Origin of the sequence: Megasphaera sp. MJR8396C, from assembly GCF_001546855.1 — a bacterium.
GTDB lineage: Bacteria > Bacillota > Negativicutes > Veillonellales > Megasphaeraceae > Megasphaera.
Map to the genome: position 1 here is coordinate 34851 of NZ_KQ958184.1, position 25341 is coordinate 60191.

The 25341-nt window shown below is 51.6% G+C and carries 25 protein-coding genes and 1 other annotated feature; of the genes, 22 read left to right on the plus strand and 3 right to left on the minus strand.

Annotated features, from left to right (window positions below; genetic code table 11):
- The first annotated feature begins 41 nt into the window (after nucleotides 1-41).
- Nucleotides 42-284, plus strand: a binding site (T-box leader).
- Between the two features lie 44 nt (nucleotides 285-328).
- On the plus strand, nucleotides 329-1318 hold the full coding sequence (gene trpS, locus HMPREF3201_RS06170) for a tryptophan--tRNA ligase (protein WP_062412230.1): 990 nt from the start codon (nucleotides 329-331) through the stop codon (nucleotides 1316-1318).
- Nucleotides 1319-1388: 70 nt separating this feature from the next.
- Here the strand turns inward: trpS and HMPREF3201_RS06175 are convergent, their stop codons facing one another.
- Nucleotides 1389-3536, minus strand: a complete 2148-nt coding sequence (locus HMPREF3201_RS06175) for a YadA-like family protein (protein WP_062412231.1) — start codon at nucleotides 3534-3536, stop codon at nucleotides 1389-1391.
- Nucleotides 3537-4545: 1009 nt separating this feature from the next.
- Here HMPREF3201_RS06175 and HMPREF3201_RS06180 point away from each other — a divergent pair.
- From HMPREF3201_RS06180 to HMPREF3201_RS06235, 12 genes are all read left to right on the plus strand, one after another.
- On the plus strand, nucleotides 4546-4956 hold the full coding sequence (locus tag HMPREF3201_RS06180) for a hypothetical protein (RefSeq protein WP_062412232.1): 411 nt from the start codon (nucleotides 4546-4548) through the stop codon (nucleotides 4954-4956).
- A gap of 18 nt (nucleotides 4957-4974) precedes the next feature.
- Nucleotides 4975-6285, plus strand: a complete 1311-nt coding sequence (locus tag HMPREF3201_RS06185) for an NfeD family protein (RefSeq protein ID WP_062412233.1) — start codon at nucleotides 4975-4977, stop codon at nucleotides 6283-6285.
- A gap of 254 nt (nucleotides 6286-6539) precedes the next feature.
- The gene (floA, locus tag HMPREF3201_RS06190; RefSeq protein ID WP_062412248.1) at nucleotides 6540-7586 is read left to right on the plus strand and encodes a flotillin-like protein FloA; all 1047 of its coding nucleotides are present in this window, start codon (nucleotides 6540-6542) and stop codon (nucleotides 7584-7586) included.
- 9 nt (nucleotides 7587-7595) lie between these two features.
- Nucleotides 7596-8024, plus strand: a complete 429-nt coding sequence (locus HMPREF3201_RS06195; protein WP_062412234.1) for a hypothetical protein — start codon at nucleotides 7596-7598, stop codon at nucleotides 8022-8024.
- A complete protein-coding gene (locus HMPREF3201_RS06200) occupies nucleotides 8021-8755 on the plus strand; it encodes an alpha/beta fold hydrolase (protein WP_062412235.1) in 735 nt (244 codons plus the stop codon). Before HMPREF3201_RS06195 ends, HMPREF3201_RS06200 begins: the two co-directional genes overlap by 4 nt.
- A 232-nt stretch (nucleotides 8756-8987) precedes the next feature.
- Nucleotides 8988-10091, plus strand: a complete 1104-nt coding sequence (locus HMPREF3201_RS06205; protein WP_062412236.1) for a metallophosphoesterase — start codon at nucleotides 8988-8990, stop codon at nucleotides 10089-10091.
- 33 nt (nucleotides 10092-10124) lie between these two features.
- Complete coding sequence (locus tag HMPREF3201_RS06210; protein ID WP_062412249.1) at nucleotides 10125-11099, plus strand: asparaginase; 975 nt, start codon at nucleotides 10125-10127, stop codon at nucleotides 11097-11099.
- A gap of 124 nt (nucleotides 11100-11223) precedes the next feature.
- A complete protein-coding gene (locus tag HMPREF3201_RS06215) occupies nucleotides 11224-12252 on the plus strand; it encodes an S-layer homology domain-containing protein (protein WP_062412237.1) in 1029 nt (342 codons plus the stop codon).
- A gap of 15 nt (nucleotides 12253-12267) precedes the next feature.
- Nucleotides 12268-13473, plus strand: a complete 1206-nt coding sequence (locus HMPREF3201_RS06220; protein ID WP_062412238.1) for an S-layer homology domain-containing protein — start codon at nucleotides 12268-12270, stop codon at nucleotides 13471-13473.
- Between the two features lie 244 nt (nucleotides 13474-13717).
- Entirely contained in the window at nucleotides 13718-15895 is a 2178-nt protein-coding gene (locus HMPREF3201_RS06225; protein WP_062412239.1) for an LPO_1073/Vpar_1526 family protein, read from the plus strand.
- An 11-nt stretch (nucleotides 15896-15906) separates the two neighbouring features.
- The gene (gene galU / locus HMPREF3201_RS06230) at nucleotides 15907-16782 is read left to right on the plus strand and encodes a UTP--glucose-1-phosphate uridylyltransferase GalU (protein ID WP_062412240.1); all 876 of its coding nucleotides are present in this window, start codon (nucleotides 15907-15909) and stop codon (nucleotides 16780-16782) included.
- A 139-nt stretch (nucleotides 16783-16921) separates the two neighbouring features.
- Nucleotides 16922-17338 (plus strand): SoxR reducing system RseC family protein, encoded by a 417-nt coding sequence (locus HMPREF3201_RS06235; protein WP_044504970.1) that lies wholly within the window; start codon nucleotides 16922-16924, stop codon nucleotides 17336-17338.
- 78 nt (nucleotides 17339-17416) lie between these two features.
- Here the strand turns inward: HMPREF3201_RS06235 and HMPREF3201_RS06240 are convergent, their stop codons facing one another.
- Nucleotides 17417-18442, minus strand: a complete 1026-nt coding sequence (locus tag HMPREF3201_RS06240) for a hypothetical protein (protein WP_062412250.1) — start codon at nucleotides 18440-18442, stop codon at nucleotides 17417-17419.
- A gap of 195 nt (nucleotides 18443-18637) precedes the next feature.
- Between HMPREF3201_RS06240 and HMPREF3201_RS06245 the strand changes: the two genes are divergently transcribed.
- Genes HMPREF3201_RS06245 through rpmF form a run of 3 tightly spaced genes read left to right on the plus strand, consistent with a single transcriptional unit; the run spans nucleotide 18638 to nucleotide 21063 of the window.
- On the plus strand, nucleotides 18638-20299 hold the full coding sequence (locus tag HMPREF3201_RS06245) for a nucleoside kinase (protein WP_062412241.1): 1662 nt from the start codon (nucleotides 18638-18640) through the stop codon (nucleotides 20297-20299).
- Between the two features lie 35 nt (nucleotides 20300-20334).
- The gene (locus tag HMPREF3201_RS06250) at nucleotides 20335-20841 is read left to right on the plus strand and encodes a YceD family protein (protein WP_044504967.1); all 507 of its coding nucleotides are present in this window, start codon (nucleotides 20335-20337) and stop codon (nucleotides 20839-20841) included.
- Nucleotides 20842-20877: 36 nt separating this feature from the next.
- Nucleotides 20878-21063, plus strand: a complete 186-nt coding sequence (gene rpmF / locus HMPREF3201_RS06255; RefSeq protein WP_044504966.1) for a 50S ribosomal protein L32 — start codon at nucleotides 20878-20880, stop codon at nucleotides 21061-21063.
- Between the two features lie 115 nt (nucleotides 21064-21178).
- On the opposite strand, the gene HMPREF3201_RS06260 is transcribed toward rpmF, so the two are convergent.
- Nucleotides 21179-22084 carry a LysR family transcriptional regulator gene (locus HMPREF3201_RS06260; protein WP_062412242.1) on the minus strand — a complete coding sequence of 302 codons (906 nt, stop codon included), beginning with the start codon at nucleotides 22082-22084 and terminating at the stop codon, nucleotides 21179-21181.
- A 679-nt stretch (nucleotides 22085-22763) separates the two neighbouring features.
- Here HMPREF3201_RS06260 and HMPREF3201_RS06265 point away from each other — a divergent pair.
- From HMPREF3201_RS06265 to HMPREF3201_RS06290, 6 genes are all read left to right on the plus strand, one after another.
- Nucleotides 22764-22967, plus strand: a complete 204-nt coding sequence (locus tag HMPREF3201_RS06265; RefSeq protein WP_062412251.1) for a hypothetical protein — start codon at nucleotides 22764-22766, stop codon at nucleotides 22965-22967.
- A 2-nt stretch (nucleotides 22968-22969) separates the two neighbouring features.
- On the plus strand, nucleotides 22970-23470 hold the full coding sequence (locus HMPREF3201_RS06270; RefSeq protein WP_154254326.1) for a flavodoxin: 501 nt from the start codon (nucleotides 22970-22972) through the stop codon (nucleotides 23468-23470).
- A 26-nt stretch (nucleotides 23471-23496) separates the two neighbouring features.
- Nucleotides 23497-23916 carry a cupin domain-containing protein gene (locus tag HMPREF3201_RS06275; protein ID WP_062412244.1) on the plus strand — a complete coding sequence of 140 codons (420 nt, stop codon included), beginning with the start codon at nucleotides 23497-23499 and terminating at the stop codon, nucleotides 23914-23916.
- Nucleotides 23917-23928: 12 nt separating this feature from the next.
- Nucleotides 23929-24378: a carboxymuconolactone decarboxylase family protein gene (locus tag HMPREF3201_RS06280; RefSeq protein WP_227163177.1), complete on the plus strand. Its 450-nt coding sequence runs from the start codon at nucleotides 23929-23931 to the stop codon at nucleotides 24376-24378.
- 178 nt (nucleotides 24379-24556) lie between these two features.
- Nucleotides 24557-24859, plus strand: a complete 303-nt coding sequence (locus HMPREF3201_RS06285) for a hypothetical protein (RefSeq protein WP_062412245.1) — start codon at nucleotides 24557-24559, stop codon at nucleotides 24857-24859.
- Between the two features lie 91 nt (nucleotides 24860-24950).
- The gene (locus HMPREF3201_RS06290) at nucleotides 24951-25253 is read left to right on the plus strand and encodes a hypothetical protein (RefSeq protein ID WP_062412246.1); all 303 of its coding nucleotides are present in this window, start codon (nucleotides 24951-24953) and stop codon (nucleotides 25251-25253) included.
- The last annotated feature ends 88 nt before the right edge of the window (nucleotides 25254-25341 follow it).

Consider the following 25341-nt stretch of genomic DNA (forward strand, 5'->3'; position numbering starts at 1 on the left):
GTCCGGCCTTCGATATAAGATAGATGCATCAAATAGGATATATAACGTCGATGAACGGGAGCAAGTACCGTCATGACACCCTTAACAGCGAGCCGGTGGCAGTGGAAGTCCGGCAAGAGGCCATGATTGGGAATGGGCCCGGGAGATGCGGACTGAACGCAGTCAGTAGGTTCCGCCGGAATTTTCACCGTTACCTTGAAAAGATGCATTATTGTGCATAAGAGCCGGGCCATATTGGCCAACCAGGGTGGTACCGCGGAGCTGACTTTCCTTTCGTCCCTATTTATAGGGGATGGAAGGTTTTTTTTATGAATCAGGAGGTACCATCATGGCAGTTATTTTTTCTGGCATTCAGCCCAGCGGTAATCTTACCTTAGGCAACTATTTAGGCGCACTGCGCAACTTTTCAAAAATCCAGGACGGCAACGAATGTTACTACTGCGTCGTCAACCAGCACGCCATCACCGTGCCCCAGGACCCGAAGCTTTTGCATCAGAGGACGAGGGAACTGGCTGCTATCTATTTGGCTTCCGGTCTCGATCCGGATAAATCGACCCTGTTCGTCCAGTCCGAAGTACCGGAACACGCCCTCTTAGGCTGGATGATGATCACGTCGTCCTACGTCGGCGAATTGGAACGGATGACCCAGTATAAGGACAAGGCCGCGAAACAGGGCGACTCCATTCCGGCCGGTCTCTTGACCTATCCGCCCCTCATGGCAGCCGACATCCTCTTATACCAGACCAACTTCGTTCCCGTCGGCGACGACCAGAAACAGCATCTGGAAATCACCCGCAACCTGGCTCAGCGCTTCAACCGCCTCTACGGCGAAGATATCTTCACCGTTCCTGACATCTACCTCGGCCAGGACGGCACGCGAGTCATGAGCCTCCAGGAACCGACGAAGAAGATGAGTAAGTCCGATGACAACGAAACGGCGACGATTTATCTCCTCGACGAACCGAAGGCCATTGAAAAGAAAATCAAACGGGCTCAGACGGACAGTGAAAACTCCGTCCACTACGATAAAGAACAGAAACCGGGCATTTCAAACCTCATTGAAATCCTCTCGGCCCTGACCGACCAGACCCATGAACAGGTCGAAGCGGCTTACGTCGGCAAAGGCTATGGCGCCTTTAAAAAGGACGTTGCCGAAGCCATCATCAGCACCCTGGAACCGATTCAGCAGCGCTATCGCCAGCTGGTCAGCGAACCGGAACTGGACGACATCCTCGACAAGGGGGCAGCCAAGGCACATGCCAAAGCCAGCCTTACCTATGAAAAGGCCTGCAAAGCCATGGGCTTGTTCCGTAAATAACTTCATACAACAGGTACAAAAAAAACGAGACCCGAAGGTCTCGTTTTTTTGTTGCCTATATGAGAGGTGCTTACATGCCGACTTTGTTCATCAGCTGCTGGATGAGAGCGCGCTGCTGTTCGAGTTCAGCTTTCTGGCTGCTGACCTGGCTGGCCAAAGCCTGGTTTTCCTGACGGAGGGTATTGACTTCCGACGTCAGAGCGCTGACATCGACGGACGTACCCTGACGATAGATGCGGTCGCCTTTGTTGCCGAATTTGAAGGAAACGCCGACGTTGAACATCTTTTCATCGCTAAGGGTCGTGCCGAAGCTGACCATCGTATCTGCATTGGGGCGATAGAAGGCGCCGAGGGCTAAGGCGTTTTCACCTTTGTAGTTACCCATAGCGGCAGAGGCTGAAAATTTATCTTCCGGGTTGAATTCCAACGGATGGAGACCGGCTAATGCGGCAGCACCGGCACCGACTTTGTCGACGCGGTCGTTCAAGCTGCTGACGCGGCCGTCTAAGCTGCTTACCTGGTCCTGCAAGTTGCTGACGTCACTGTTCAAGTTGCTGACGCCCAAGGTATCTTTCCAGCCCTTGATGTCCGTTTCCGTCAAATTAGAGCCGTCGCGGTCGGCTTTCTGGTCGAGTTCCGGCTGGATAGCGTCTTTAATGGCACTGTCATCGACAGAAATCTTATAATTTACACGGGATTTATCGTCGTTATAAGTGCTTTCGATTTTTACATTATCCCCTTCAGACAAGGTGATGGCATCGACGTAGCCGACCGTATTGGTTTCAATACCTAAGGCTTCCTGCCATTTTGCAACCTGGTCCGGAGTAATGTTGCTGGCATCAAGGTTAGCTTTTTTAGCGGTTTCATCAGCGACACGTCTGAGCTGAGCGACGTTGACGGCATCCGTATCAGTCGTGCCGGCTGCGACGTTGGTGATCTGACGAGTCAAGATGGAGCTTACGCGGCCGTCGCTGGTGTAGGTCGTAGCACCGACGCTGACGGCACCGCCAGTCGATTTGAAGACGCCCAGTTCCGTACGCTGCTGGCCTAAGGCCGTCGTAAAGTCCTGATTCTGAGCCGTCCAAGCGTTTATGGCATCGGTAGCAGCGACAGCTTCAGCTTGAGCTGCGGCCTTGGCCGTTACGGCTGCTGCATATGCTTCTTGTTCAGATGCAATGGTACTGCCCTTCGTATTCTTAATAATTTCGTCTTGTTTATCAACTTCAGCCGAAGCTGTATAATAAGCTTGATTCAATTCATTATACTTTGCGATTTGAGTGGCATAGGTGGTAGCGAAAGTTTTGGAAACGTCGCTGGCGCTGATGGCACCGGCCAAGGCCTCTGCCGTGCTCGGTACGTAACTGCCGTTGCCATCGTCAGCAAAGGGAACGTAGCCGATGGTGTTAGCTGCACGGTCAGCGACTGAGGAAAGGCCTAAGGCCACACCGGTCGAAACCTTTACATTCGCATTCGTGCCTAAGGCGACGCCGCTGTAAGCAACCTTAGCGCTCTGACCTAAGGCGACACCATATAAGCTGTTGGTCTGGGCATTCTTACCGATTGCGATGCCGCCGATAGCCGTAGCGCCGTTGCCGATAGCCATGCTGTCGACAATAACGCTCGTATTTTGAACGCCGTCATTTTGAAGGTATTTATAGAAGAGGCCTGCCGTAGCGCCCTGGCCGATGGCGAGGCCTGAAGATGAACGGGCCCCAAAGCCGATGGACAGACCGTTGACGTTGGAATAGGCATTTTGACCAAAAGAAACACTCTTTTGAGCAGCAAAAGCACCGGCGCCTACGGTCGTGGAGTTACTCATAGCAGTAGCATAGGTACCGATAGCTGTGGCGTAACCGCGGGCAGCGTAAGTACCGAGGCCGATGGCTGTATTGCCCGTACCGGCGCCGTCAATGTCATTACCTTCTGAAACACCGTCGACGCCTTCGCCGTTGGCGTTGTTGTTTTTCGGTGTTCTTTTCATAGTACTATCACTTGAAGAATTATAGGTCTGGCGATAGTCGACGATCTTCGTTTCTGTCGACTTGACTTCTGCGCCTTTATCGACGACCTGCGTACTGGTAGGTGCCTTGCCGACACCGACATAAGAGCCGGTCAAGCCGGCAGCATTGACGGAGGACGTCCCGCCGATGGTAGCCATGCCCAGGAGCATGACGGCGGCGACTTTCGCGAGAAGGTGCTTTTCGTTTTTGGTGTTCATAGTGAAATCCTCTTTTCTTGTGGTATGATTTTGATGAAAATGGTCAGATTTATACTATCATAAAAACCTTCACAATCGCCATAATCAGTCGCTTTAAGTCTATCTTGTTTCAATATAGACACGTGAAATTTTATAATGAATCCAGTGGCTCTTAATGGGTATGAAGGTTTTTTGATACGAGAATGGTACAACAAGGTGTGATTTTTTCAAGCCTATTATATCACTTTTAAGACACAGTTCAAGATATTTTTAAGGAGTATGTATATCTTTTTTGGATAGATAATCGTAATTTTGAGCTGTAAAAGCGATGGAAGTGACATTTTATCGTCTTAAAACAAAATATTGTGGATTTAAGAGAAAAAGACGATTAATAAATATTAACTTGAAATAGCTTATATATGAATACAAATAAGAATAATATGGGCGTAAATTAATAAAAATAAAATGTTTGCCGAATTATGAAATGCGGCACTGCCTAAACGATGAATAATGACTTAAGATTATAGTTGATAAACACACTTCGGATTGCAAATAAATAGCAAATAACAACAAGCTAATATCTATGGATTGTAAATACTACTTATTAAACCTGATTTATCTTATCCTATATAACGGTATGTGTCAATATAATTTTGTCATTTTTATATTTTTTTTAGGATGAATCAGGAGATTCGTGACATAATTATGTCTGACTCTTTAGGGGATGGAGTAGTAAGTGACAGGTTACTGTTTTAGGAATGCTTTATTCTTTTAATGTATTATATAGAGGAGGGAGATGATGAGCGATGAGATTCTCTCTGAAAGGGAAAGGAAAGAGTAGCTTTTATTGACAGCTATGGTATACTCTGGGTAGGCTCTAAATCGCTTTGCCATCGGGCGTATTTGGGGGCCGGACAGCTCTGCCGGAGGGCGTTCTTTTTCTTTCGCCGAGAAGGAATTTGACAAGATGGTGTAGAATATCTATCGTAAGGTAATCTAGGTTTTAATATATTGCTTGGAGGTAGTCATTATGACTCTCAGTTTATTTTGGTCACGCTATACGTTGGAACTGCAGGAGCAACATTTGCGTGAAGTCGATGCCTTTTATCATTATTTGATTGCCCGGGAACGGTGGAACTGGTTACTGGCTAAAATTCCGGAACAGGATCAGATCAAGATCCTCTGCGGCCACAACCACGGCAAAGATGCTTGGACGTGCCGCACCTGGTTTGATCACATGCTGGAATGGATCAAGGCCAATAAACCGCCGGCCGTCTATGATGCCGTCGTCGACAAAATCCATATGATTGAGGAGAAACCGATTGAGGAATTAGAAAAACAAGCTGCCCGTAACATTTCGCCGGAAGAATTGGAAAAACTCCATCGTGCCGGTTATTTTCAATGCGTGGCGGCACCGGATAAAGTACCCGAAAGTGAGTAAATGAAAGCAGGTGAGGGAATGACTTTTGTACTGCGCATGATAACCGCCTTGGTCCTTATGTTTTCGCTGACGGCTGCCCTTCCGGCAGCGTCTGTCCAGGCCGATACGGTCCGCGTACTGCCCATCTCTGGTGACATCGATGGCAGTCAGGTGGCCTTTATTCAACGAGGCCTGCGTCAGGCTGAAGAAAACGGCGACACGGCCGTCGTCATTCCTATCAATACCTTAGGCGGCCGCGTCGACAGTGCCTTAAAGATACGCGATATGATCATGGCCTCTGACGTACCGGTCATCGCCTACATCACGTCGCGGGCCTGGTCGGCAGGCGCCCTTATCGCCCTCTCGAGCCGCCACATCATCATGGCGCCGGGAAGCAGTATCGGGGCGGCTGAACCGATACCGGACACGGAAAAGAACATCGCTGCCTTAAAGGCTGAATTCAGCGCGACAGCAGCTCAAACCGGCCATAATCCCGGTGTGGCGGAAGCCATGGTCGATAAGACCAAGGGCTATCCGGGTTATGCAGAACCGGGAAAAATCCTGGCCTTGTCAGACGGACAGGCTAAAGAATTGAACGTATCGGACGGTTCGGCTGATACCTTGTCGGATGCCTTGGCCCTTTACAGCCTCGGCGATGCCCAGACGATTTACGTAGATAAAGATTGGCGTGATGATATGATCGGTATTTTACAGAATCCCTATGTACGTACCTTGTTCGTAGCCTTGATCATTGCCGCCCTCTTGGCAGAAATCAAGATGGCCGGCATCGGTGCCGGCATTGCAACGGCCGTCGTCTTTGGCGGTCTGCTGCTCTATTCCGGCAATGAACCGCTGGTGGCAGATCTCAAGATTATCGCCGCCTTTTTGGTCAGCCTGTTGTGTATCGGCCTTGAATTGGCTTCGCCGGGCATCGGTATCTTTGGCCTGGCCGGTGTCGTCCTCTTGTTTGGCAGCCTGTTCTTTATGCTCGGAGCGACGTATGAGTCGGTCTACATCCTGGCCGGCGGGACCGTCTTGGCCATCGTTGTATTCTACTTCTTGGGACGCCACTTGCCCAAGAGCTCTCTCTTTGATAAATTGACCCTTAAGAACCGTTCGACTAAGGAAAAGGGCTATACGTCGCAGGAAGACTATAGCCGTTACCTCTACGAACGGGGGACGACGATTACCATTCTGCGCCCGTCGGGAACGATCCGCATCGGCAAGGAACGCGTCGATGCCGTGGCCAATGGGTCTTTCATCGACCGCGACGTCACGGTCCGCGTCATCAGCGTCGAAGGCGGCCGCATCGTCGTCGAGCCGGAACCGGAACGCCATCCGAAAGACTGAAGCATAGAATAAAAGGAGAAAGTGAGCTATAATAAGACTATGTATAAACGGTATTATCATAGTCAAAGCTTTCAAAATAGGAATGCCTTCCCCTGTGCGGAAGGAGCTGCCCGAGGACTGGCAGAGGCACTCGGGCCGTATGGTTCGTGTGAAAAGAGAAAGGTGGCGAAGTTTGCTGCGGCCTCTGCAGCACAGAAGGGTTCACCGTGTCCGCAAGTACCTGTGCGGACTGTGTTTTGCGCAGCATCTGCGTTATGAGTCTTGTATCTTTCTTAGCCGTGCCCATCTTTATCATTGCCCTGGCGGTTGTCGTCATCGCACTATTTTTGCACTTCGTGCCCATCGGCTTGTGGATCTCGGCCATGGCCGCCGGCGTCTCCGTAGGCATTGTCAACCTCATCGGCATGCGCCTGCGCCGTGTCGTCCCGTCGAAGATCATCCTGCCTTTGGTCAAGGCCAATAAGGCCGGCCTCGATGTCAACGTCAATCAGCTGGAAGCCCATTACCTGGCCGGCGGTGACGTCGACCGCGTCGTCGATGCCCTCATTGCCGCCCACCGGGCGACGATGTCCCTGACCTTTGAACGGGCCTGCGCCATTGACCTGGCCGGTCGAGACGTCTTGGAAGCCGTTCAGATGAGTGTCAATCCGAAGGTCATTGAAACGCCCTTCATTTCGGCCGTTGCTCAAAACGGGATTGAATTGAAGGTACGGGCCCGGGTCACGGTTCGCGCCAATATCGACCGCCTCGTCGGCGGTGCCGGCGAAGCGACGGTCATTGCCCGTGTCGGCGAAGGGATCGTTACCAGTGTCGGCTCGGCTCAGGATCACTCCGAAGTGTTGGAAAACCCGGATAAAATCAGTAAGACCGTCCTCAATAAGGGACTCGATGCCGGGACGGCTTTTGAAATCTTGTCCATCGATATTGCCGACGTCGACGTAGGCCGCAACATCGGTGCCCGCCTCCAGACCGACCAGGCCGAAGCCGATAAGCAGATTGCTCAGGCAAAAGCCGAAGAACGGCGTGCCATGGCTGTCGCCAAGGAACAGGAAATGCAGGCCTATACCCAGGAAATGCAGGCCAAAGTCGTCGAAGCCCAGGCAGAAGTTCCTCTGGCACTGTCCCAGGCTCTGCGCGAAGGAAAATTAGGCGTCATGGACTACTACAACATGAAGAATATCATGGCCGATACGGACATGCGGACGGCTGTCGCCCAGGCCGGCGTGCCTAAGACCCAGTCGGCGCCGACCGTAAAGGATGACCACCACGACCATCACGATGGAAGCCATTCGGAACAGTAGGTGATGACCATGGATTTTGTATGGATGATTATCGTCGTCGTCCTGATGGCGGTATTGCCCGACCTGTTGCGCCGCAAGCGGAAGTACCCGCGGAGCAAAGGTCCCATTCCCGTGCCGCCGCGGCGTAAGCCGGCCCCGAAAATAGAAGAACCGGAACCGTCCTTTCCCGAATGGGAGGACCTGGCCGATGAATTCGACTTGCCCGATGAGCCGCAGCCGATGCCGCAAAGAGCAGCCGCCTCGCCCCGTGCTGCGGAAGCGCCTCTGCGATCGGTGCCGGTCGTCGTGCCTCAGCGCGTTCGTCCCCGGCCTTGGAGCCAATTGACGCCTCCGGCCAGAGAACTGTACGCCGGCTTCGTCTGGTCAGAAATCTGGCAGGAGCCGCTGGCACACCGCAAGGGATTTATAAAAAAAGAGAGAGGATTTAACCATAAATGATTGAAGAAAGAGAAGTTGGTCTTAAAGGGATTCCCGGTCTCGTTATTACATCCGGTGAAAAAGCAAAAGGCGTCGTCTTGTTTTATCACGGCTGGTCGTCGCAGAAGGAATTTCAGGCCGTCCGCGGCCGCATCTTAGCCTCTTATGGTTACGATGTCGTCATTCCCGATGCCGTCAATCACGGCCATCGCGGTACCCTTGACTATGAAAGCAAGGCCGTCTACGCTGATTTTTGGCAGACGATTTTCCAAAACATGATGGAAGTACCCCTCATGCTGGAATATATTTCGGAACACTGGCCGAATACGCCCATTGCCGTCATGGGCCATTCCATGGGCGGCTTTACGGCCCTCGGTGCCTGGAGTCTGTTTACCGAGTTCAAGACGGCCATCGTCATGAACGGCTCGGGCTGGTGGGAAGAATCGGAACGGCGGTTCCGTTCGTCTCTTCACATCGAAAAGCCCCGGTCTTACCGCTTCTTACAGATGCAGTTTGCCGCCATGGATCCTTATCAGCATATGGATCGCCTCAGCGGCCGTTCTCTCTTGTCGCTCCGCGGCGGTGCCGACGATGTCGTCGATGGAGCCGCGCAGGAGCTCTACCTTGAAAAATTAGCCAAACACAGCGACGTCAAGTCTCAGTCCGTCGTCTACGATGGCCTCGGCCACTTCGTCACGACCAATATGATGGGCGATGCCGCTGCTTGGCTCAATCAGGAATTGAAGGCCTAATCTGCCACCGTAGATCATGATGACGATTACCCGTAGGCCCTGACTATGAAAACAACAACCGCATGGACGCGGACGCTTAGCTTTCTATCCTTTCGGATGAGGCCGGGCGCATTTCGTCTTTGCCGTTGTTGTTTTTTTTAGCCCTTTTTGAAAGCCTGCCTTGACAGGGGCCATGGAAATTTTTATGATAAGGTGACACGTTATGATATGAGTATAAGAAGGGGGAAACACTGTGAAACAACGCCATTATTTTTATTTGATCCTGGCTTTTATCGGTGAATTGTTCGTAATCGGTCAATGGTCGCTTTTTCGCCATAGCCTGCCCATACCGGAAATGCCGCTGTTAGCGATTTTTATGGCGCTGCCGGTCCTATATGTCATACCCTACGTCTTTTCGGCCGTTTTGCCGCCGTTGGTGACGCGGGGACTGACCCGTTTTGCCGGCTATTGGTTCTCCTTTTCGTACTACGCGACGATGCTCCTCATTCCGGGGCTCTTGTTGTGGATCGCTGCCCAGCTCATGGGCCGCAATGACTTGTGGCAGGGGACGATTTCCGTCTATTACAGCGCCTTCGCCTTTGCTCTTTCGTGGCTGCTCTTGGCCATCGGTGCCTGGCGGGGCCATCACCAGATCGTGCGGACCGTCGATATCGAGACCGACAAGCCTATTGACCGCGACTTTTCCATCGCCTTCGTCAGTGACATCCATTTAGGGGCTGTCCTGGGAACGTCCTTTAGCCGTCAGCTGACGCGGGATGTCAATGCCTGCCGGCCCGATATGGTCCTCATGGGCGGCGATATCATCGACGGCGACTTGCAGTACGTCTTAAAAGAAGACAGTTTTTCCGGTTTTGAAGGGCTCAAGGCTCCATCCGGCGTCTTTGCCGTCATGGGCAATCACGATACGTACGGTGAAAACTTGGCCTTGGAAGCAGACGTCTTAGGTCGCTACGGCGTCCGGGTTTTGAACGGCGACGTCGTGACTCCCATCCCGGGGGTGACCCTCTTTGGCCGGGAAGATTATTATATCGCTCCGGCAGCACCAGTTCGCAAGGCCGATGACGCAGCTTTTTCGATTTTTATGGAACACGAACCGATGCATATTCATCAGGCAGCTGAAGCCGGCTGGGACCTTCACGTCAGCGGTCATACCCATGCCGGCCAGTTTTGGCCCAATCGATTGGTGACCAGCCGTATCTTTGCCATGGACTACGGGACCCGTAAATTCGGAAAGATGACGGCTATGGTCTCCAGCGGATACGGCGCCTGGGGTGCCTTATTCCGTTTAGGTCCGTCGCCGGAAGTGGTCGTCATTCGCGTCCATAAAAAGGGTTGAGTCTCGATTTTTACGATAAGAGGGGGAACGATGATGGGAAAAAGAAAAATTTACGTCTTAGCCTGCGGCGGTACGATTGCCGGCAAGGCCGCGTCGGCTGACGACCTGACCGGATATGAAGCCGGTAAAACGTCGATTGGAGAGCTTTTGGATGCCGTGCCGGCTGTAAGCGACTATGCCGAAGTGAAAGGGGAACAGTTCGTCAATATCGACAGTTCGGACATGACCGAAGCCTTATGGCAGGCCTTGTCTGCCCGGATTCAGGAAGTGGCCGACCGGGATGACGTCGACGGCATCGTCATCACCCATGGTACCGATACGATGGAGGAAACGGCGTACTATCTCGATCTTACGGTTCACACTCGTAAACCCGTCGTCCTCACCGGATCCATGCGGCCGGCGACGGCTATCAGTGCCGACGGTCCTTTGAATCTCTTGGAAGCCGTGCAGGCCGCTTCTGATACCGCCCTTGGCGACTGCGGCGTCGTCATCGTCATGAACAGCGTCATCCACAGTGCCCGCTTCGTCGAAAAGACTGATACGACCCACGTCGACACCTTTAAGGGACGGCAGATGGGTTGTTTGGGCTATATGCAGGATGGCCGTCCCATGGTATATCAAAAACCGCTGCGTAAACACACCTTTTCTTCAGACTTAGTTTCGCCGCCGACCCTTCCGTCCGTTGCCGTCGTCTACGCCTATGTCGGTCTCAGCGCCGACGACGTTGTGTCTCTGGCTCGGGGGAAAGAAGGTCTGGTCATGGCCGGTCTCGGTCACGGCAAGATGCCGGCTCCCGTCTGGGAGGCCCTGCAGCCGCTGATAGAAGAAGGTCTCGTCGTCGTCCGGGCAGCCCGGGCCGTAGGCGGGATGGTCACGCCCGTTCCGGCGTACGAAGGAACGGTGACGGCCGATTCCCTGACGCCGCAGAAGGCCAAGATCCTCTTGCAGCTGGCCCTGTGCCAGACGAAAGACCTGTCTGAAATACAGGCTTTCTTTGACGCTTATTGATGGGAACGAAGGGCCCTGCGCCTTCCCTAATGAGGCCGGGTGTGATAAAATAAATAAGATATATAAACTACAGACATGTTATCGATGTAGCCCTTACGACAATATAGATAGGAGCGATTGAATCATGAAAAAGTACAAAAAATTAGTAGTACTGACGGCTTTAACTGCAGCTCTCAGCACGTCGGCTTTGGCTGCCGGCACCGGCATTACCGATATTCGCAATTATTGGGGCAAAGATGCCATTCAGTATTTTTATGACAATCATTATGTCAGCGCTGCCAACGGTCAGTTCCGTCCCAACGACGATATTACCCGTGAAGAAGCAGCTTCTGTCATCGACAATATGATCGGCAAGGAATCGACGGTCAAGACGACGAAATTCAGCGACGTCAAAGGCCGCTGGTCCGAACGGGCGATCGCGTCCCTCGTCGATAAACAGATCATGAACGGCTACAGCAACGGCACCTTTAAGCCGCAGCAGAAAATCACGCGTGAAGAATTTGCCGTCATCGCCTATAACTATATGACCTATCAGGGCATGACTACCGTTGAAGGCGCGGCTCCTTTCGCCGATGAAGCCAAGATTTCGACGTGGGCCCGTCAGGCTGTCCATGCCTTGGCCGCTGCCGGCTATATGAAGGGCGGCAACTACAACATGTTCAACCCGAAACAGTACGTCACCCGCGGCGAAGCGGTCAACGTCTTGTACCGCATCATGACCGGCGTTAAGGTAACCAACCAGAGCCAGGACAATTTGGAAGACAAGGCTTTTACCAACATTAAAGACGTCTACGGTTCGGTCAAAGCCTTTGCCAATGACGGCATCATGTACTGGCAGGGCAACAAGCTCCACATCGGCGTAAAAGATGTTAAGAACCGTCAGAAATTAGCCGATGCCATTGCCAGCGATAAAGATATTCCGGCCGAATCGGTCTATGTCCAGAAGTCGACGTACAGCTATAACGATTATAAGAACCTCATGGCCCAGGCCGAAAAGATTTATAAAGCTACGGAATCGACGGATGCTGCCGTCACGACGGCACCGGATTACCTCAATGAAAAAGTTATCCTCACCGTTCCTTCCATTTCGAAAGAAACGCAGAACAACCTCAATAAAGCGCTGGGGAGTGCCCTTAAGATCGTCATTCAGTAATCAAGGAGGTCTCTCATGGTACGACAGAAAATCGCTGCCTTCTTGGCAGCTGCGATGCTCCTTTCGGCAAGCCCGGCCCTGGCCGAGGCCCCGTACACCGATTTGGGGACTATGGCTGACCGCCAGGCCGTCGATTACTTGTATGACACGCAGTGCCTGACTTTTATTACCGGAAATTCCTTTGAGCCGAACCGCATCCTGACCCGCGGTGAATTGGCCCAGCTCTTGTATAATGTCGCCGGAAACATCCCCTTGGTCCAGCCGGGAACGTCGGCCTTAAAAGATGTTTCTCAAGGGACGGCCGGCGATGCCATGAATGCCGTCGCCGCCCAAGGCATTTTGACGGGCTATCAGGATGGAAACTTCCAACCCGAAGCCCCGGTAAGCCGCGAAGAATTTGCCGATGTCATTTACCGTTATCTGCAGTATAACCGCATGGCTGACCCCGACCAGGAAGTGACGCCCTACGCCGATGAAGCCCAGGTTTCGCCGGCCTATGCTCAGGCCGTTTCTATCCTGCACAGCAAGAATATCATGGTGCCGGCAGACAACTATTTCCGCCCTAAAGAAGGGATGACCCGGGCCGATGCGGCACAGGTATTTTATCGGTTCATGCATTCTGACGGCGACTATACGTCTCATGTGCAGATCGAATCCCAGGTGATGAAGGCCATCAATGCCGAATACGGTTCGGTACTGGCTTACTTCCAAAGAGGCACCATGTATTGGGACAACGATGTCCTGGTCCTTGGCATCAAGGGCAGCCCGAGCAAGTACTTAACGAAACGGATTGCCGAAGATGTGTCTAAGCCCGAAGCCGTTCAAATCCGCCGCGTGTCCTTGAGCCACGCTGATTACAGCCAGCTCATGAACCGCGCCATCCATACGATCGTCGATAAGGAAGGCGTCCAAAATTACGTCGGCGCGGTGCCGGACTACGTCCATGAACAAATCGTCGTTACCGTTCGCCATCCCGTAAGCCAGGCGACGCTGTCTGACCTCGTCAGTCGTGTCGGTGCCGGACGGGTTCGCTTAGAAACCATGGTCACGGCCGGTCAGACGGCTACGGTCCAGGTTCCCGGCGTCGACGCTGCAGCATCGGGTGAAACGGCTACGGTCGAAACGACTGGCCAGACCGCCAATCGGAGACTGTACGCAGCGGCCCTCGATGATACGACTTCGTCGGCTGTGACGTCCGTCCAAAATGACGCTATGAACTAAAGAGTGAGCAGTATCGAAGGTGCTGATAAGCGGCATCTGACGGCGCTGTCTATGAGGCAGTGCCGTTTTTCTTTTTCTTTATTTTCGCCCCGTCGCCGGGCTGTTTCGGCAGGGGTGCAGGCAAGAAAAATTTTACTGTCTATTTATGCAATGTTTTGAATTAACGTTCAAGATATAGTAGCTCAGGCAGGCATCTTATGCTACAATGGGTACAGAAGTTTGATGAGATAGAGGAGAGGATGACATGACAAACTTTTTGCCGTACGCTATTATAGCGGGTATTGCAATCGTCTTTTTTGTAATTTGTTATATTATGTATTCCAGTGGGGAAAAATCAGAGAGTAGTCCCCAACCGGAGAAACAGAACGGGAAGACGAAGACGCGGACGCGCTACGACGGCGAACCGCAGCCGCGGAAGGTCCAGCACCGCCGGCCGGCAACAGTTAAACATGCCAGACAACTGCCGAACTTGGCAGTCGAAGAAGATACAGAACCCTTGCCCAAAGTTCCGAAAATGAACCTTGGGGAACGGCGGGAACATCCGGAAGAAACGGCTTTCGTTACGACGAAAGGCGAAGCCGTCCGCCACAATGGGCGAATCGTCTATCGAGAAGCCTCTGTGCCCGTCCGCAGAGGTCCTAACGCCGACAGCGTCGATGCCACACAGGTCTTGTCGCGCGACGAAATCCTGGAAGCCATGGAAAAGGTGGATAAGGAAGAAGCGGCAGCCTATAAGGCTCGGGAAGAAGAAGCGAAACTGGCCCGTCAGCGTCAGGATGAAAAAGAACGAGAAGAACAGGAACGGCAGTTAACGGAAAATCGAGAACGCCGTGAACGGGCTCGTCATGCCGTCGCTGCGGCCAAGGCTGAAGCCGATAGCCGTGACGGCCGGCGCCAGTGGTCGGAAGATTTGTCCGATACCAAAGAAGAAAAGCCGCCATTGGCCGATATGGCCGCTGTCGTTTCTGCCGATTTGGCCGAAAAGACCCGCGCCGCTGCCGGCAGTGCCCCGGCTGTCGCTAAGGCTGAACCGATGGCCGATGTCAAGATTACACCGGCACGGCCGCAAGAAAAAGCGCCGGCTGCGAATACAGCAGTTCCGAAAGCGAATCGTGTTTCTGAAGAAACGCAGGTCCTCCGTACGCCTGATGTGAAGACGCCGGCTACAGAAGGCGCCGTCGTCAGTGAAGGCATGAAAGCCGTCGCTTCCCAGCTGGAAAAGACCCAGCGCATGGAACCGATTCACATCGACGCTGCGACGACAGCCAAGAAAAGCAGTCCCGATGAAACGATGGTCATGCCGCCCGTACGGGCCCATAAGTCTCAGGAAAAGGCAAAGCCCGTCGTCAAACCGGCTCAGACGTCGTGGGAAGCGGGCACGTCTGGCCTCGACCTGCGGACGCCGCCGGCTTCCAGTGACTTGCACCGTCCGTCCCTTTGGGAGCAGGACAGCACCGTCGAATCGCCTGTCGTCCGCCAGTGCGTATCCCACTTTTTGCGTCAGTACGGCGTCGTATCGCCGGAACTGCAGCAGCAGACCGAATACATTACGTCGGCTGCCTTTGATCAGATCGGCTGTAAGACCGATGCCGAACGGCAGCAGGCCATGGCGCCCCTCATTGCCCAGGAAGCGCTGCAAAACGTCCAAAAGGCCTATGCCGCTCATCCCGATGACTATGTAGCCACCATTGCCCTTCAGGCTTTTTATGACATCATTAACGGCTCGCCTATTTCGACGCGCCACCTGGTCGCCATCGACGCCTTGAAGGTCATGCCCTACCTGTCTCAGAGCCATTACCAGATTTTGGCGATCCTCTTACTGTTCCTGTATTCGAGAAACTCCCACAATGTCGACAAAGATTCGTTCTGCCAGTACATTGATAAGTATATCTATCCATTCCTGGAAGGGTTCCCGACCGAACGGCCGTACTATCAGCAGCTCGACTACCTGCACTGCACGGCTTTTGAAGTGAAGGAAACCCACTTTGCAGAAATCCTGTCCGACTCCTATCCGCTCCTGTTCCGCTACCGCGGCTTTACAGAAGAAGAACTGCGCAAGGCCTTAAAAGGCATGCGCCTGTCCGACGAGTTCATCGTTCCGTCCTTTAATTCGCCCTTAGTCAAGCTGGCTATGGTCGATGAAAGTATGGCCAAGCGGTTCTTCCGCATGACCGGCCTCACCGACAGAAATATTCAGGATCACATCCTTCGTCTGGCTAAGAAACGGCCGGCTAATTTCAGCGGTGAAGAAGCCCTGGATATCATGGAAGACATTTCGCCGGTCCTGGCGGACCTCGGTGATATTTGGGACAGCTCGCTCCTGCGCGTGTCGACCCTGTCCCTGTTAGGTCTCTACTTGGCCCAAGGATTCGTCAAAGAAATCATTGGCGAAGAATTTGATCTGTCTCGTTGGTTTGAATAAGGAGTTTTAGTGTGAAAAAGATTCGTAAAGCCGTCATCCCTGCCGCCGGTTTTGGCACCCGTTTTTTGCCGGCTACTAAGGCGACGCCGAAGGAAATGCTGCCTATCGTCGATAAACCGACGATCCAGTACATCGTCGAAGAAGCCCTGCAGAGCGGCATTGAAGAAATCCTCATCATCAGTGGCCATGCCAAAAGGGCTATTGAAGACCACTTCGATACCAATCCGGGATTGGAAATGCATCTCGAAGAAGGCCGCAAGACGAAACTGCTCAACATGGTGCGCAGCATTTCGGAAATCAACATCCATTATATCCGTCAGAAACACATGCGCGGGTTAGGCGATGCCATTCGATGCGCCCAATCGTTTATTGCCGATGAACCCTTTGCCATCCTCCTCGGCGATGATGTCGTCTATAACGATACCGACCCGGCCTTAAGGCAGATGATTGACCTTTACAATGAACTCGATTCGACGATTTTAGGCTGTCAGGAAGTTCCCTTGCCGAAGGTTTCGTCCTACGGCATCGTCCAGGGGATTCCCGTCGAAGGAAAACCGGTGCTGAAAGTTCAACAGGTCATTGAAAAACCGTCCGTTGAAGAAGCGCCGAGCCAGACGGCCGTCTTAGGCCGCTACATCGTGACGCCGGATATTTTCGACATCCTCCAGGATACGAAACCGGGCAAGGGCGGAGAAATCCAGCTCACCGATGCCTTGCAGACCCTGGCCTGCCAGAAGGCGGTCTATGCCTACTGCTTTGAAGGCAAACGCTACGATGTCGGTGACAAACTGGGATTTTTGAAGGCCAATGTCGAATATGCCCTTCGTCGGCCCGATTTGGCAGAACCTTTCCGCAAGTTCCTCTTAGAAACGACAGAAAATCATTGATGAAAGCCGCTGCTGACCTTCTCATTCGGAGGTCGGCAGTCTTTTTTTTCTATGCTGATTTTCTATTTAATGTACACGAAAATAGTATTGATTGAAAAAATAAGCCATGCTATAATAAGGGCAGAAAGAAGGGGATTTTATGAAGATTGAAGAAGGGACCATTATCGCTATAAAAGAAGCGGGCAGCGCTGAAATCAAAGTTGGCCGCCATTCCGACTGTATCGCCTGCGGTGCTTGCGACGGAGCTGACAACATCGTCGTCACGGCTGTCGATCCGTTGGGCGTCAAAGTAGGGCAGCACGTTCGCTTTGAATTCCGCGATGTCAATATCGTCATCGGTGCTTTTATCTGCTTTGTCATGCCGCTCTTAGTCTGTGCTGCCGGTGCTTTTGCCGGCCATTTCCTGGCCTTGTCCCAAGGCTTTGATACCGTTCAGACGGCTGTCATCGGCGGTGTCATCGGTTTCATGATCGGTGCTGTCGGCGTAAAGCTCTTCGACCGCTCGCTGTCAAAAGAAGAATCGTCGAAACCGAAAATTATTGAAATCTGCTATTAAGGTCATATTAAAAATCGCCCGACTGATGGAGGTTGTTTCTTCCACGGCGGGCGATTTTTTTTGCGCTTAAGGTTCCGTTCAATAGCTCTGCGGCAGGTCTTTTTCCAGGGCCAGTTCCGTTCCATCTTTGAGGGTGATGGCCGTAATCTCTAAGGTGCTGGTCGTATCGTCAATATTGGCCGAACGGATGAGGGCATACTGCGAGGGAATCAAGGGATTGAGGAGGAACTGACTTTCATAGGTGCTCCTGGCAGCCGACGTCGACAGGCGCAGGGGCGACGTATAGAGGACGGCGTTATCGCTGCTGCGGTGCAGGGTATAGATGGCCTTGATGGTGGCAATCTGTTCGCGGTCCTGATGAAAGATGGGGGTATAGCTCAGGCGGAGAAAGGTCTTGTCCTGATCGGATACGAGCTTGGCCGATACGTCTTGAAGGGTCACGATGGCATCGATTTTTTGCCGGACCGGTTTATTGTAGACGTCGAGTTCATGATTCATGACGGCTTGGAGGTCGTTTATGAAGCCTTTGGCATCGGAAAGCCCCGTAATCCGCCAGGTATCGGACGGCGTCTTTTCCATGGTGACCGTACAGGGGACGGTGGCGTCGAGCTGCTCGTTATAGAGGTTAAAGGTAATCGTGTTGTCCTGACTCCAGTCGGCGGAGTCGATGTGCCATCCCGAAATAGGAATCGAAAGGCCGGCGCTTTTCAAGGTGTTGCGGAGGCTGGCAGCGACCGTGTTGTACTGGTCGTTATCGGTGTTTCCCGCCAGAGTCCAGGTGATATACAGGTCGGCTGCAGAGACGAAGGCCGAACGCAGGGGAGAATGGATGACGCTGAGGACCAGGGACTGGTCTTCACGGGCCGTCTTATGGAGGATGAGGGCATCAAAAAATTGTCCCGTCAAGGCTTCTTGGTCGACATAGAGGTTGAAGGTTTCGACGTCGCCAGCCTGGACGGAGCGGATGATTTGCTTGGCGGCGTAATCGGGCATCTTCACATAAATCTGGCGATAGGCGCTAAAGGCGGTTATGATACAGCCTGCAAGGATGAGCAAGGCCAGCACGACTTTGCCGTCCCACAGGGTCAGTACTCTTTTTCTCATGGCATATCCTTTCTGGGGCATGGTAAAACCTTATTTTCTCATTATACCATAGATAGGCCGTCAGAGTTAGCCTCGTCCCTTTATTCTTGCCCGAAATCTTCTCTTTTGGCAAGCCGGTGGGGGGTTCAATGCCAGAAAGAACGAAATATGTTATAATGAGAGCACGATAACCGATAGAAAGGGAGGTTGATGCCTGTGATTACCCTACAGGATGTGAAGTCGGGTACTTCTTACAACGTAAAAGAAGGAACGACGCTGCAGCAGGTTTATGAGGAATATGGCCCCAAAGGCGATATGCCCATTGCCGCTGCCCTCTATAATAATGAATGTGTCGGCCTCAAGACGAAAGTAGATCAGAGCGGCGATGTCGACTGGCTGCCGATCAATTCGATGGAAGGCAACCAGTGCCTGATACGGACGGCCATCTTGCTCCTGGTCCGCGCTGTCAGCGATCTCTACCCCAATGGCAAGGTACTGGTCAAGCATGCTTTGCGCAAAGCCTTGTACTGCGAGTTGGAAATCGGCCATACGGTCACCTTTCACGACGTCGAAATGATAAAGACGCGGATGCATGAAATCGTCGACCAGGACGAAGCTATTTCCCAGGTCATCGCCAGCACGGAAACGGCCATGGCCATGTGCCGCAACCGCAATATGGAGCGGGAAGCGGAACTCCTTAAGCACGTCGACGTCACCCATATCCTGGCCTATCAGTGTGGGCCGACGTTTGACTACTACATGGGGCCCCTCCTTCCCAGCATGGGCTATTTGACCTGCTTTAACCTGCGGCCTTATGCGCCGGGCGTCATTTTGGAAACGCCGACTGTCGGCAATCCCAATGAACTGCCGGAATACAAGGAAATCCCCAAGATGGCACGCCTCTTTTTGGATGCGGAAGAGTGGGGACGCATCGTCCGCTGCGAATACGTCTACGACTTGAACCACTATATCGAAAACGGTACGATCCAGGATATGGTCGACGTAGCCGAAGCACTGCAGGAAAAGGAAATGGGCCAGATTGCCGACTACATCGTCAGCCGCCGTCCGAAAATCAAAGTCGTCCTCATCGCAGGGCCTTCGTCGGCCGGGAAGACAACCTTCTGCAAGCGCTTATTGACCCATTTGCGGGTCAACGGTCTGCGGCCCTTGGGCATTTCTCTCGACGATTACTTCTATAATCGAGAAGACACGCCGAAAAATCCCGACGGCAGTTACGATTTTGAATCCCTGCGGGCCATCGACGTTCCCTTATTCAATCAGCAGATCGACGACCTCAATCAGGGCAAGGCCGTTCGCCTGGCTCGCTTTGACTTCGTTACCGGTAAGCGTTACTTCGACGATACGCCGGTTACCTTAGAAAAAGGCCAGCCCGTCGTCGTAGAAGGCCTCCATGCCTTGAACGATTCCCTGACCTACATGCTGCCGCGGTATGAAAAGGCCAAGATTTCCCTCGGCGTCCTGACCCAGATCCGGATCAACGACCACAACCGGATTTCCACGTCGGATACGCGCATCATCCGGCGCATGGTGCGGGATCAGCAGTTCCGCGACCGCGGTCCCATGGCGACCATGGATATTTGGGCCGACGTCCGCCGCGGCGAAGAACAGAATATCTACCCCTATCAGGAAGATGCCGACAAGATTTTCAATACGGCCCTGCCGTATGAACTGTCGGTCCTCAAGCCTTATGCCGAACCCTTGCTGGAATCCATCGAGAAGGACAGCGTCCACTATGCTGAAGCGCAGCGGCTATTGAAATTCCTGCGTCCCTTTAAGGGCGTCGACGCCTCGGTCGTACCGCGGAACTCGCTCTTGCGGGAATTCATCGGGCCTGAAAAAAGAATTGACAAAGCCTAATCAGATAGATATAATAGTATAGTCGAGGTAGAAATATGAAACTACAAGTCGAAGAAGCACTAAAAGAAGCGGGGAAGTCTTTTCCCTTCTCTTTTGAATGTCCGGCTGCCGAACTGGGTGATGTGGACGAATTTCCTTGGAAAGATGCCACGGTAGCAATCGACGGGACGTATGGATTCGATGGCAATCATATCGTTGTACATGGAAACATACGGGTATCCGGCGGCTACACCTGCAGCCGATGCTTGTCACCGGTATTGGTGGATCGGAATGAAACACTGTCTGAAGTCTATGGTACGGAAGCAGGGCTTCCAGAGGACGTATTGCCCTACAATGGGGAATACATCGATTTGACGGAGACAATTAGAGAAACGTTGATCCTCAGCGAGCCTATGAGGGTGTTGTGCCGGCCTGACTGTAAGGGACTTTGTCCGCAGTGCGGTGCAAACCTGAATGACGGACCCTGTAGTTGTCCTACCGACAATATTGACCCGAGACTCGACGTCTTGGCTCAATTATTACGATCCAAAGAAGAGCGCTAGAAATAACGTACCATGTGATCTAAGGAGGTGCAGACCATGGCAGTACCAAAGAACAGATTATCCCAGACTCGTCAGAAGATGCGTCGCGCAAACTGGAAATTGACAGCACCGGGTTTCGTAGAATGCCCGCAGTGCCACGAAGCAATGATGCCTCATCACGTATGCCCGACTTGCGGCTACTATAAAGGCAAACAGGTTGTCAACAACACAACGGCCGAATAAGGTTGTACATAAAAAAGCCGGTTCATGAATGTCATGAACCGGCTTTTTTGTGTGCTTTTTTATAAGGGGATTGAGCTTTCACACTCAGCTGAAGGCGTCGACAGCGTGATGCAGTCTAAGGATTCGCTTTGTTATATTCATCGACCTGCTTTTTGAGGCAGTTTAAAAAGGCTTCTGACGCACGGGACAGGAGTTGGTATTTTTTCCAGGCTACGACACAGGAGAAATACTGGGCCGGCTCTAAGGGGATGTACAGGAGGTCTTCGACTTGCTGATGATAAAGGCCGGACAGGGTCATGGCATTGGTGAGGCCGCGTTTTATGAGAAGTGAAGCGTTTCCTACGAGGTCAAAGGAACCGACGATGTTCATATCTTCGGTCTTAAGGGTGCCTTCGGACCAGGCTTCAAAGTCGAAAGAATGGGTCGTTCGGCGCGACGATACGAGAAGGGGCATGTCGGCGATAATCTCTGGTGTAATCGTCTTATAATGACTCCAGGGACTGTCGCTTTTGGTGATGATACCGACCTGGTCTTTTTCGGGAAGGGCGATGGATTCAAAGTCCGACGCATCGAAGGGTTCGATGAATAAGCCGAAGTCAATCAGACCGTGGGATAATTTTTCTTCGACGATGTCGGCATTGCCCGTAAAGAGGTTGCACGTGACCTGGGGATGTTGGATGTGGAGGTCTGTAAAGGCATCGGTCAGGAAATGCATGATCCGCGTTTCCCCGGCGCCGAGGCGGATACAGCCCGTTAAATCGGTCTGATCATCACTGATTTCAGACTCGGTCTGACGGACGAGGGACAGGATTTCTTCGGCGCGCTGGCGGAGATGGATGCCTTCTTCAGTCAGTTTGGTGTTGCGGTTGGTCCGGATGAACAGCTGCTTTCCCAGTTCCTGTTCTAGATCTGCAATCTGCCGCGATAAGGTCGGTTGGGTAATGTGCAGGGTGTTGGCCGCTTCGGTCATGTTTTCTTCCCGGGCGACGGCCAAAAAGTATTCCAACGTTCGTATTTCCATAGTTACCTCCTGGCGTATGACGTAATGTGTTACTGTTAGTATACGTTTTTTTTAGGGCACTTGCAATACGCTGGAGTAATGTCTAGGTATTGAATATAACACTTTTACATTCCTAACCATCTTTGTTAAGATGAGGATGTCCCAAGGACAGGAGTTAGAAACGTTGAGAGCTGAAATCGTCTCAGTCGGTCGTAAGGTGAACGGACAAGGCGATGGGAAATAAGAAAGGGCTCTGAAATACGTTTAAAGAATGTCTAGGTATTGAATATAACACTTTTACATTCCTAACCATCTTTGTTAAGATAAGGATGTCCCAAGGGACAGGAGTTAGAAACGTTGAGAGCTAAAATCGTCTCGGTCGGCTGTAAGGTGAACGGACAAGACGATGGGAAATAAGAAAGGGCTCTGAAATACGTTTAAAGAATGTCTAGGTATTGAATATAACACTTTTACATTCCTAACCATCTTTGTTAAGATAAGGATGTCCCAAGGGACAGGAGTTAGAAACATTGAGAGTTTAGCTCGTCTCTGTCAGTTGTAAGGTGAACGGACGAGGCGATGGAAATTAAGAAACATGCCTGAAGCGTATGTCTGGAAATAAGATATAAGCTTTTTACATTCCAAGGAACGTCTGCTAAGATTAGTCCTTGTAAGACAGGCAAGAAGGGAGGCCATGACGATGGAACCTGAATCATGGAAGAATTTAGTCGATCTCGGCTGCTCAGAAGATTGCATTGAGAAGTATAAACGATTGACCGACGATAACCAGCGCTTCCTTTACTTGCGTCAGTACCGACGGTGCCTGCTGGATAAGATCCACGACAAGCAACAACAGCTGGACCGCCTCGATTACTTACTGCATCAGTTAAAAAAGGGAGGCTGATTATGAAAACATTAGTTGTCTATTATTCTTGGTCGAATGGCAATACGCAAAAGATTGCCGAACAACTTCGACTGGCGACGGGTGCCGATATCGCCCGCATTGAAACGGTAAAACCTTATGAAGGCGACTACATGGACGTCTTCAATCAAGGTCAGCGAGAAGTAAACCAAGGCTATAAACCGGACATCCAGGAGCTTCCTTACGACGTGAAAGACTATGATGTCATCGCCGTTGGAACGCCGACTTGGTGGTACACCATGGCCCCGGCTGTGAAGACGTTCTTGGAAGGTCATGATTTTACCGGTAAGACGGTGATCCCCTTTATGACCAACGGCGGTTGGCCGGGACACGTCATCAAGGATATGAAACAGGCGGCGAGAGGTGCCGCTTTCGGACCGTCCATAGAAGTTCAGTTCGACAGCAGCGGCGGCAGCGACTTGGTGAGCGATGCCGGTGACATCGATGACTGGATAAAAGATATTAAACAGAAATATAGTAAATAGGCGCAGGCCTTCAGGAGGGCATTCACATGACATTAGAAGATATTAAGAAAAACAGCATCTTTGCTGTCGGCGGAGAAAACGTAGATTATGCACAGTACTTTGACGGCATGAGTTACTTAAATATGCTGTCCCTGAAACAAGTCATCGTCGGCAACGTTACCTTTGAACCGGCATGCCGCAATCATTGGCACATTCATCACGCTTCAGAAGGCGGCGGTCAGATGCTGTTGGTAACGGCTGGCCGCGGTTGGTATCAGGAATGGGGCAAACCGGCACAGGAACTTCACCCCGGCGACGTCGTCAACATTCCGGCTAATGTCAAACATTGGCACGGTGCCGCGAAGGACAGCGCTTTCCAGCATTTAGCCATTGAAGTCCCCGGTAAGGATACGGGCTGTGAATGGTGCGAAGCCGTTTCTGAAGAAGATTATAATAAGCTTCCGTAAGGAGGTGGAGCCATGTGTATTAAGGAATATATGAAATTGGTCCTGGCCTTGAGTTTTATGGTCCTGGTCGGGACACTGTTTATGGGAACGGAAGGAGCCTATGCCATGAGTAACGATACGCAATCGAAAAAAGCCGTAAAAATTGTACAGACTGCCGGTCGGCAGCAGTTGGGGGATTTCGCACCGGACTTTGCCCGCTATAATGACGATATCCTCTTTGGGGAAGTCTGGAGCAAGAACGATGTCCTCTCTTTGAAAGAACGGAGCATCGTCACCGTTTCTGCCTTGATTGCCCAAGGACTTATCGATACGCCTTTGAAGTTTCATATGGAAACGGCCAAGAAAAATGGCGTGACCAAAGACGAAATGGTTGAAATCATTACGCAGCTCGCTTTTTACAGCGGTTGGCCGAAAGCCTGGGGCGCTTTCGCCTATGCCAAGGAAGTCTACGGCGATCAGTAAGGCCCTTGATTTTAATTATTAATGGTAATTATTAGATACCGTTAATAATTTTAAGAAAAAATATCAAAAATACATTTATTGTAATATTGATATATCTCGAAATGTGCAGTATAATACAACCATGCTAAAGATTGGTTTTTAATTAGTAATTGTTTTTACATAGAAGGAGAAATAAATTATGAAAAAAGGAATGTTCAAACAAGTATTATCGGCAATGGTTTTGACCATGTCCCTGGCCGGCGGTGCCGCCTTTGTTTCGGCCGATTCGGTTCAGTTCAGTGAAAATGGTGATTATAACGCAGCTGTCATCGAAACGGTTCCGACGGCTTCGATGCACTCCGACATCCGCGGTTACAGCGAAAACAGAGGTTATCAGGCTGCTGTCATTAAAAACGTACCGGCTGCTGTAAAGAGTGCTGACGTTCGTGGTTTCAGTGAAAACGGAAGCTTCGTTGCAGCTTCAGCCTTTGAGAATAATTAATAATCTCGTCACGACGAGTTCACATAGATTGATAAGATTCCAACCACGCGGCAGGAAGCCCTTGGTTTTTAGATAAAAAGGAGATAAAAAGATGAAAAAAGTAATGTTTAAACAAGTACTATCGGCAATGGTTTTGACGATGTCCCTGGCCGGCGGTGCCGCCTTTGTTTCGGCCGATTCGGTTCAGTTCAGTGAAAATGGTGATTATAACGCAGCTGTCATCGAAACGGTTCCGACGGCTTCGATGCACTCCGACATCCGCGGTTACAGCGAAAACAGAGGTTATCAGGCTGCTGTTAACACCAACGTACCGGCTGCCGTAAAGAGTGACAATGTTCGTGGCTACAGTGAAAATGGAAGCTTCGTTGCCGCTTCGGCTTTTGATAACCACTAATCATCTCGTCACGACGAGTTATACATAGATCTAGAAAATTCCAACCACTTGGATGACCCAATGGTTTTTATATAAAAGGAGAGACCCT

What these genes read in the sequence shown, in the direction of transcription:
- HMPREF3201_RS06265 (WP_062412251.1), top strand. Translation starts at nt 22,764, where the DNA reads ATGGAACCTGAATCATGGAAGAATTTAGTCGATCTCGGCTGCTCAGAA.
- HMPREF3201_RS06195 (WP_062412234.1), top strand. Translation starts at nt 7,596, where the DNA reads ATGGATTTTGTATGGATGATTATCGTCGTCGTCCTGATGGCGGTATTG.
- HMPREF3201_RS06185 (WP_062412233.1), top strand. Translation starts at nt 4,975, where the DNA reads ATGACTTTTGTACTGCGCATGATAACCGCCTTGGTCCTTATGTTTTCG.
- HMPREF3201_RS06275 (WP_062412244.1), top strand. Translation starts at nt 23,497, where the DNA reads ATGACATTAGAAGATATTAAGAAAAACAGCATCTTTGCTGTCGGCGGA.
- HMPREF3201_RS06260 (WP_062412242.1), bottom strand. Translation starts at nt 22,084, where the DNA reads ATGGAAATACGAACGTTGGAATACTTTTTGGCCGTCGCCCGGGAAGAA.
- HMPREF3201_RS06235 (WP_044504970.1), top strand. Translation starts at nt 16,922, where the DNA reads ATGAAGATTGAAGAAGGGACCATTATCGCTATAAAAGAAGCGGGCAGC.
- HMPREF3201_RS06285 (WP_062412245.1), top strand. Translation starts at nt 24,557, where the DNA reads ATGAAAAAAGGAATGTTCAAACAAGTATTATCGGCAATGGTTTTGACC.
- floA (WP_062412248.1), top strand. Translation starts at nt 6,540, where the DNA reads ATGAGTCTTGTATCTTTCTTAGCCGTGCCCATCTTTATCATTGCCCTG.
- HMPREF3201_RS06280 (WP_227163177.1), top strand. Translation starts at nt 23,929, where the DNA reads ATGTGTATTAAGGAATATATGAAATTGGTCCTGGCCTTGAGTTTTATG.
- HMPREF3201_RS06225 (WP_062412239.1), top strand. Translation starts at nt 13,718, where the DNA reads ATGACAAACTTTTTGCCGTACGCTATTATAGCGGGTATTGCAATCGTC.
- HMPREF3201_RS06250 (WP_044504967.1), top strand. Translation starts at nt 20,335, where the DNA reads ATGAAACTACAAGTCGAAGAAGCACTAAAAGAAGCGGGGAAGTCTTTT.
- HMPREF3201_RS06180 (WP_062412232.1), top strand. Translation starts at nt 4,546, where the DNA reads ATGACTCTCAGTTTATTTTGGTCACGCTATACGTTGGAACTGCAGGAG.
- HMPREF3201_RS06220 (WP_062412238.1), top strand. Translation starts at nt 12,268, where the DNA reads ATGGTACGACAGAAAATCGCTGCCTTCTTGGCAGCTGCGATGCTCCTT.
- HMPREF3201_RS06270 (WP_154254326.1), top strand. Translation starts at nt 22,970, where the DNA reads ATGAAAACATTAGTTGTCTATTATTCTTGGTCGAATGGCAATACGCAA.
- HMPREF3201_RS06240 (WP_062412250.1), bottom strand. Translation starts at nt 18,442, where the DNA reads ATGAGAAAAAGAGTACTGACCCTGTGGGACGGCAAAGTCGTGCTGGCC.
- HMPREF3201_RS06290 (WP_062412246.1), top strand. Translation starts at nt 24,951, where the DNA reads ATGAAAAAAGTAATGTTTAAACAAGTACTATCGGCAATGGTTTTGACG.
- HMPREF3201_RS06210 (WP_062412249.1), top strand. Translation starts at nt 10,125, where the DNA reads ATGGGAAAAAGAAAAATTTACGTCTTAGCCTGCGGCGGTACGATTGCC.
- rpmF (WP_044504966.1), top strand. Translation starts at nt 20,878, where the DNA reads ATGGCAGTACCAAAGAACAGATTATCCCAGACTCGTCAGAAGATGCGT.
- HMPREF3201_RS06175 (WP_062412231.1), bottom strand. Translation starts at nt 3,536, where the DNA reads ATGAACACCAAAAACGAAAAGCACCTTCTCGCGAAAGTCGCCGCCGTC.
- HMPREF3201_RS06215 (WP_062412237.1), top strand. Translation starts at nt 11,224, where the DNA reads ATGAAAAAGTACAAAAAATTAGTAGTACTGACGGCTTTAACTGCAGCT.
- trpS (WP_062412230.1), top strand. Translation starts at nt 329, where the DNA reads ATGGCAGTTATTTTTTCTGGCATTCAGCCCAGCGGTAATCTTACCTTA.
- HMPREF3201_RS06200 (WP_062412235.1), top strand. Translation starts at nt 8,021, where the DNA reads ATGATTGAAGAAAGAGAAGTTGGTCTTAAAGGGATTCCCGGTCTCGTT.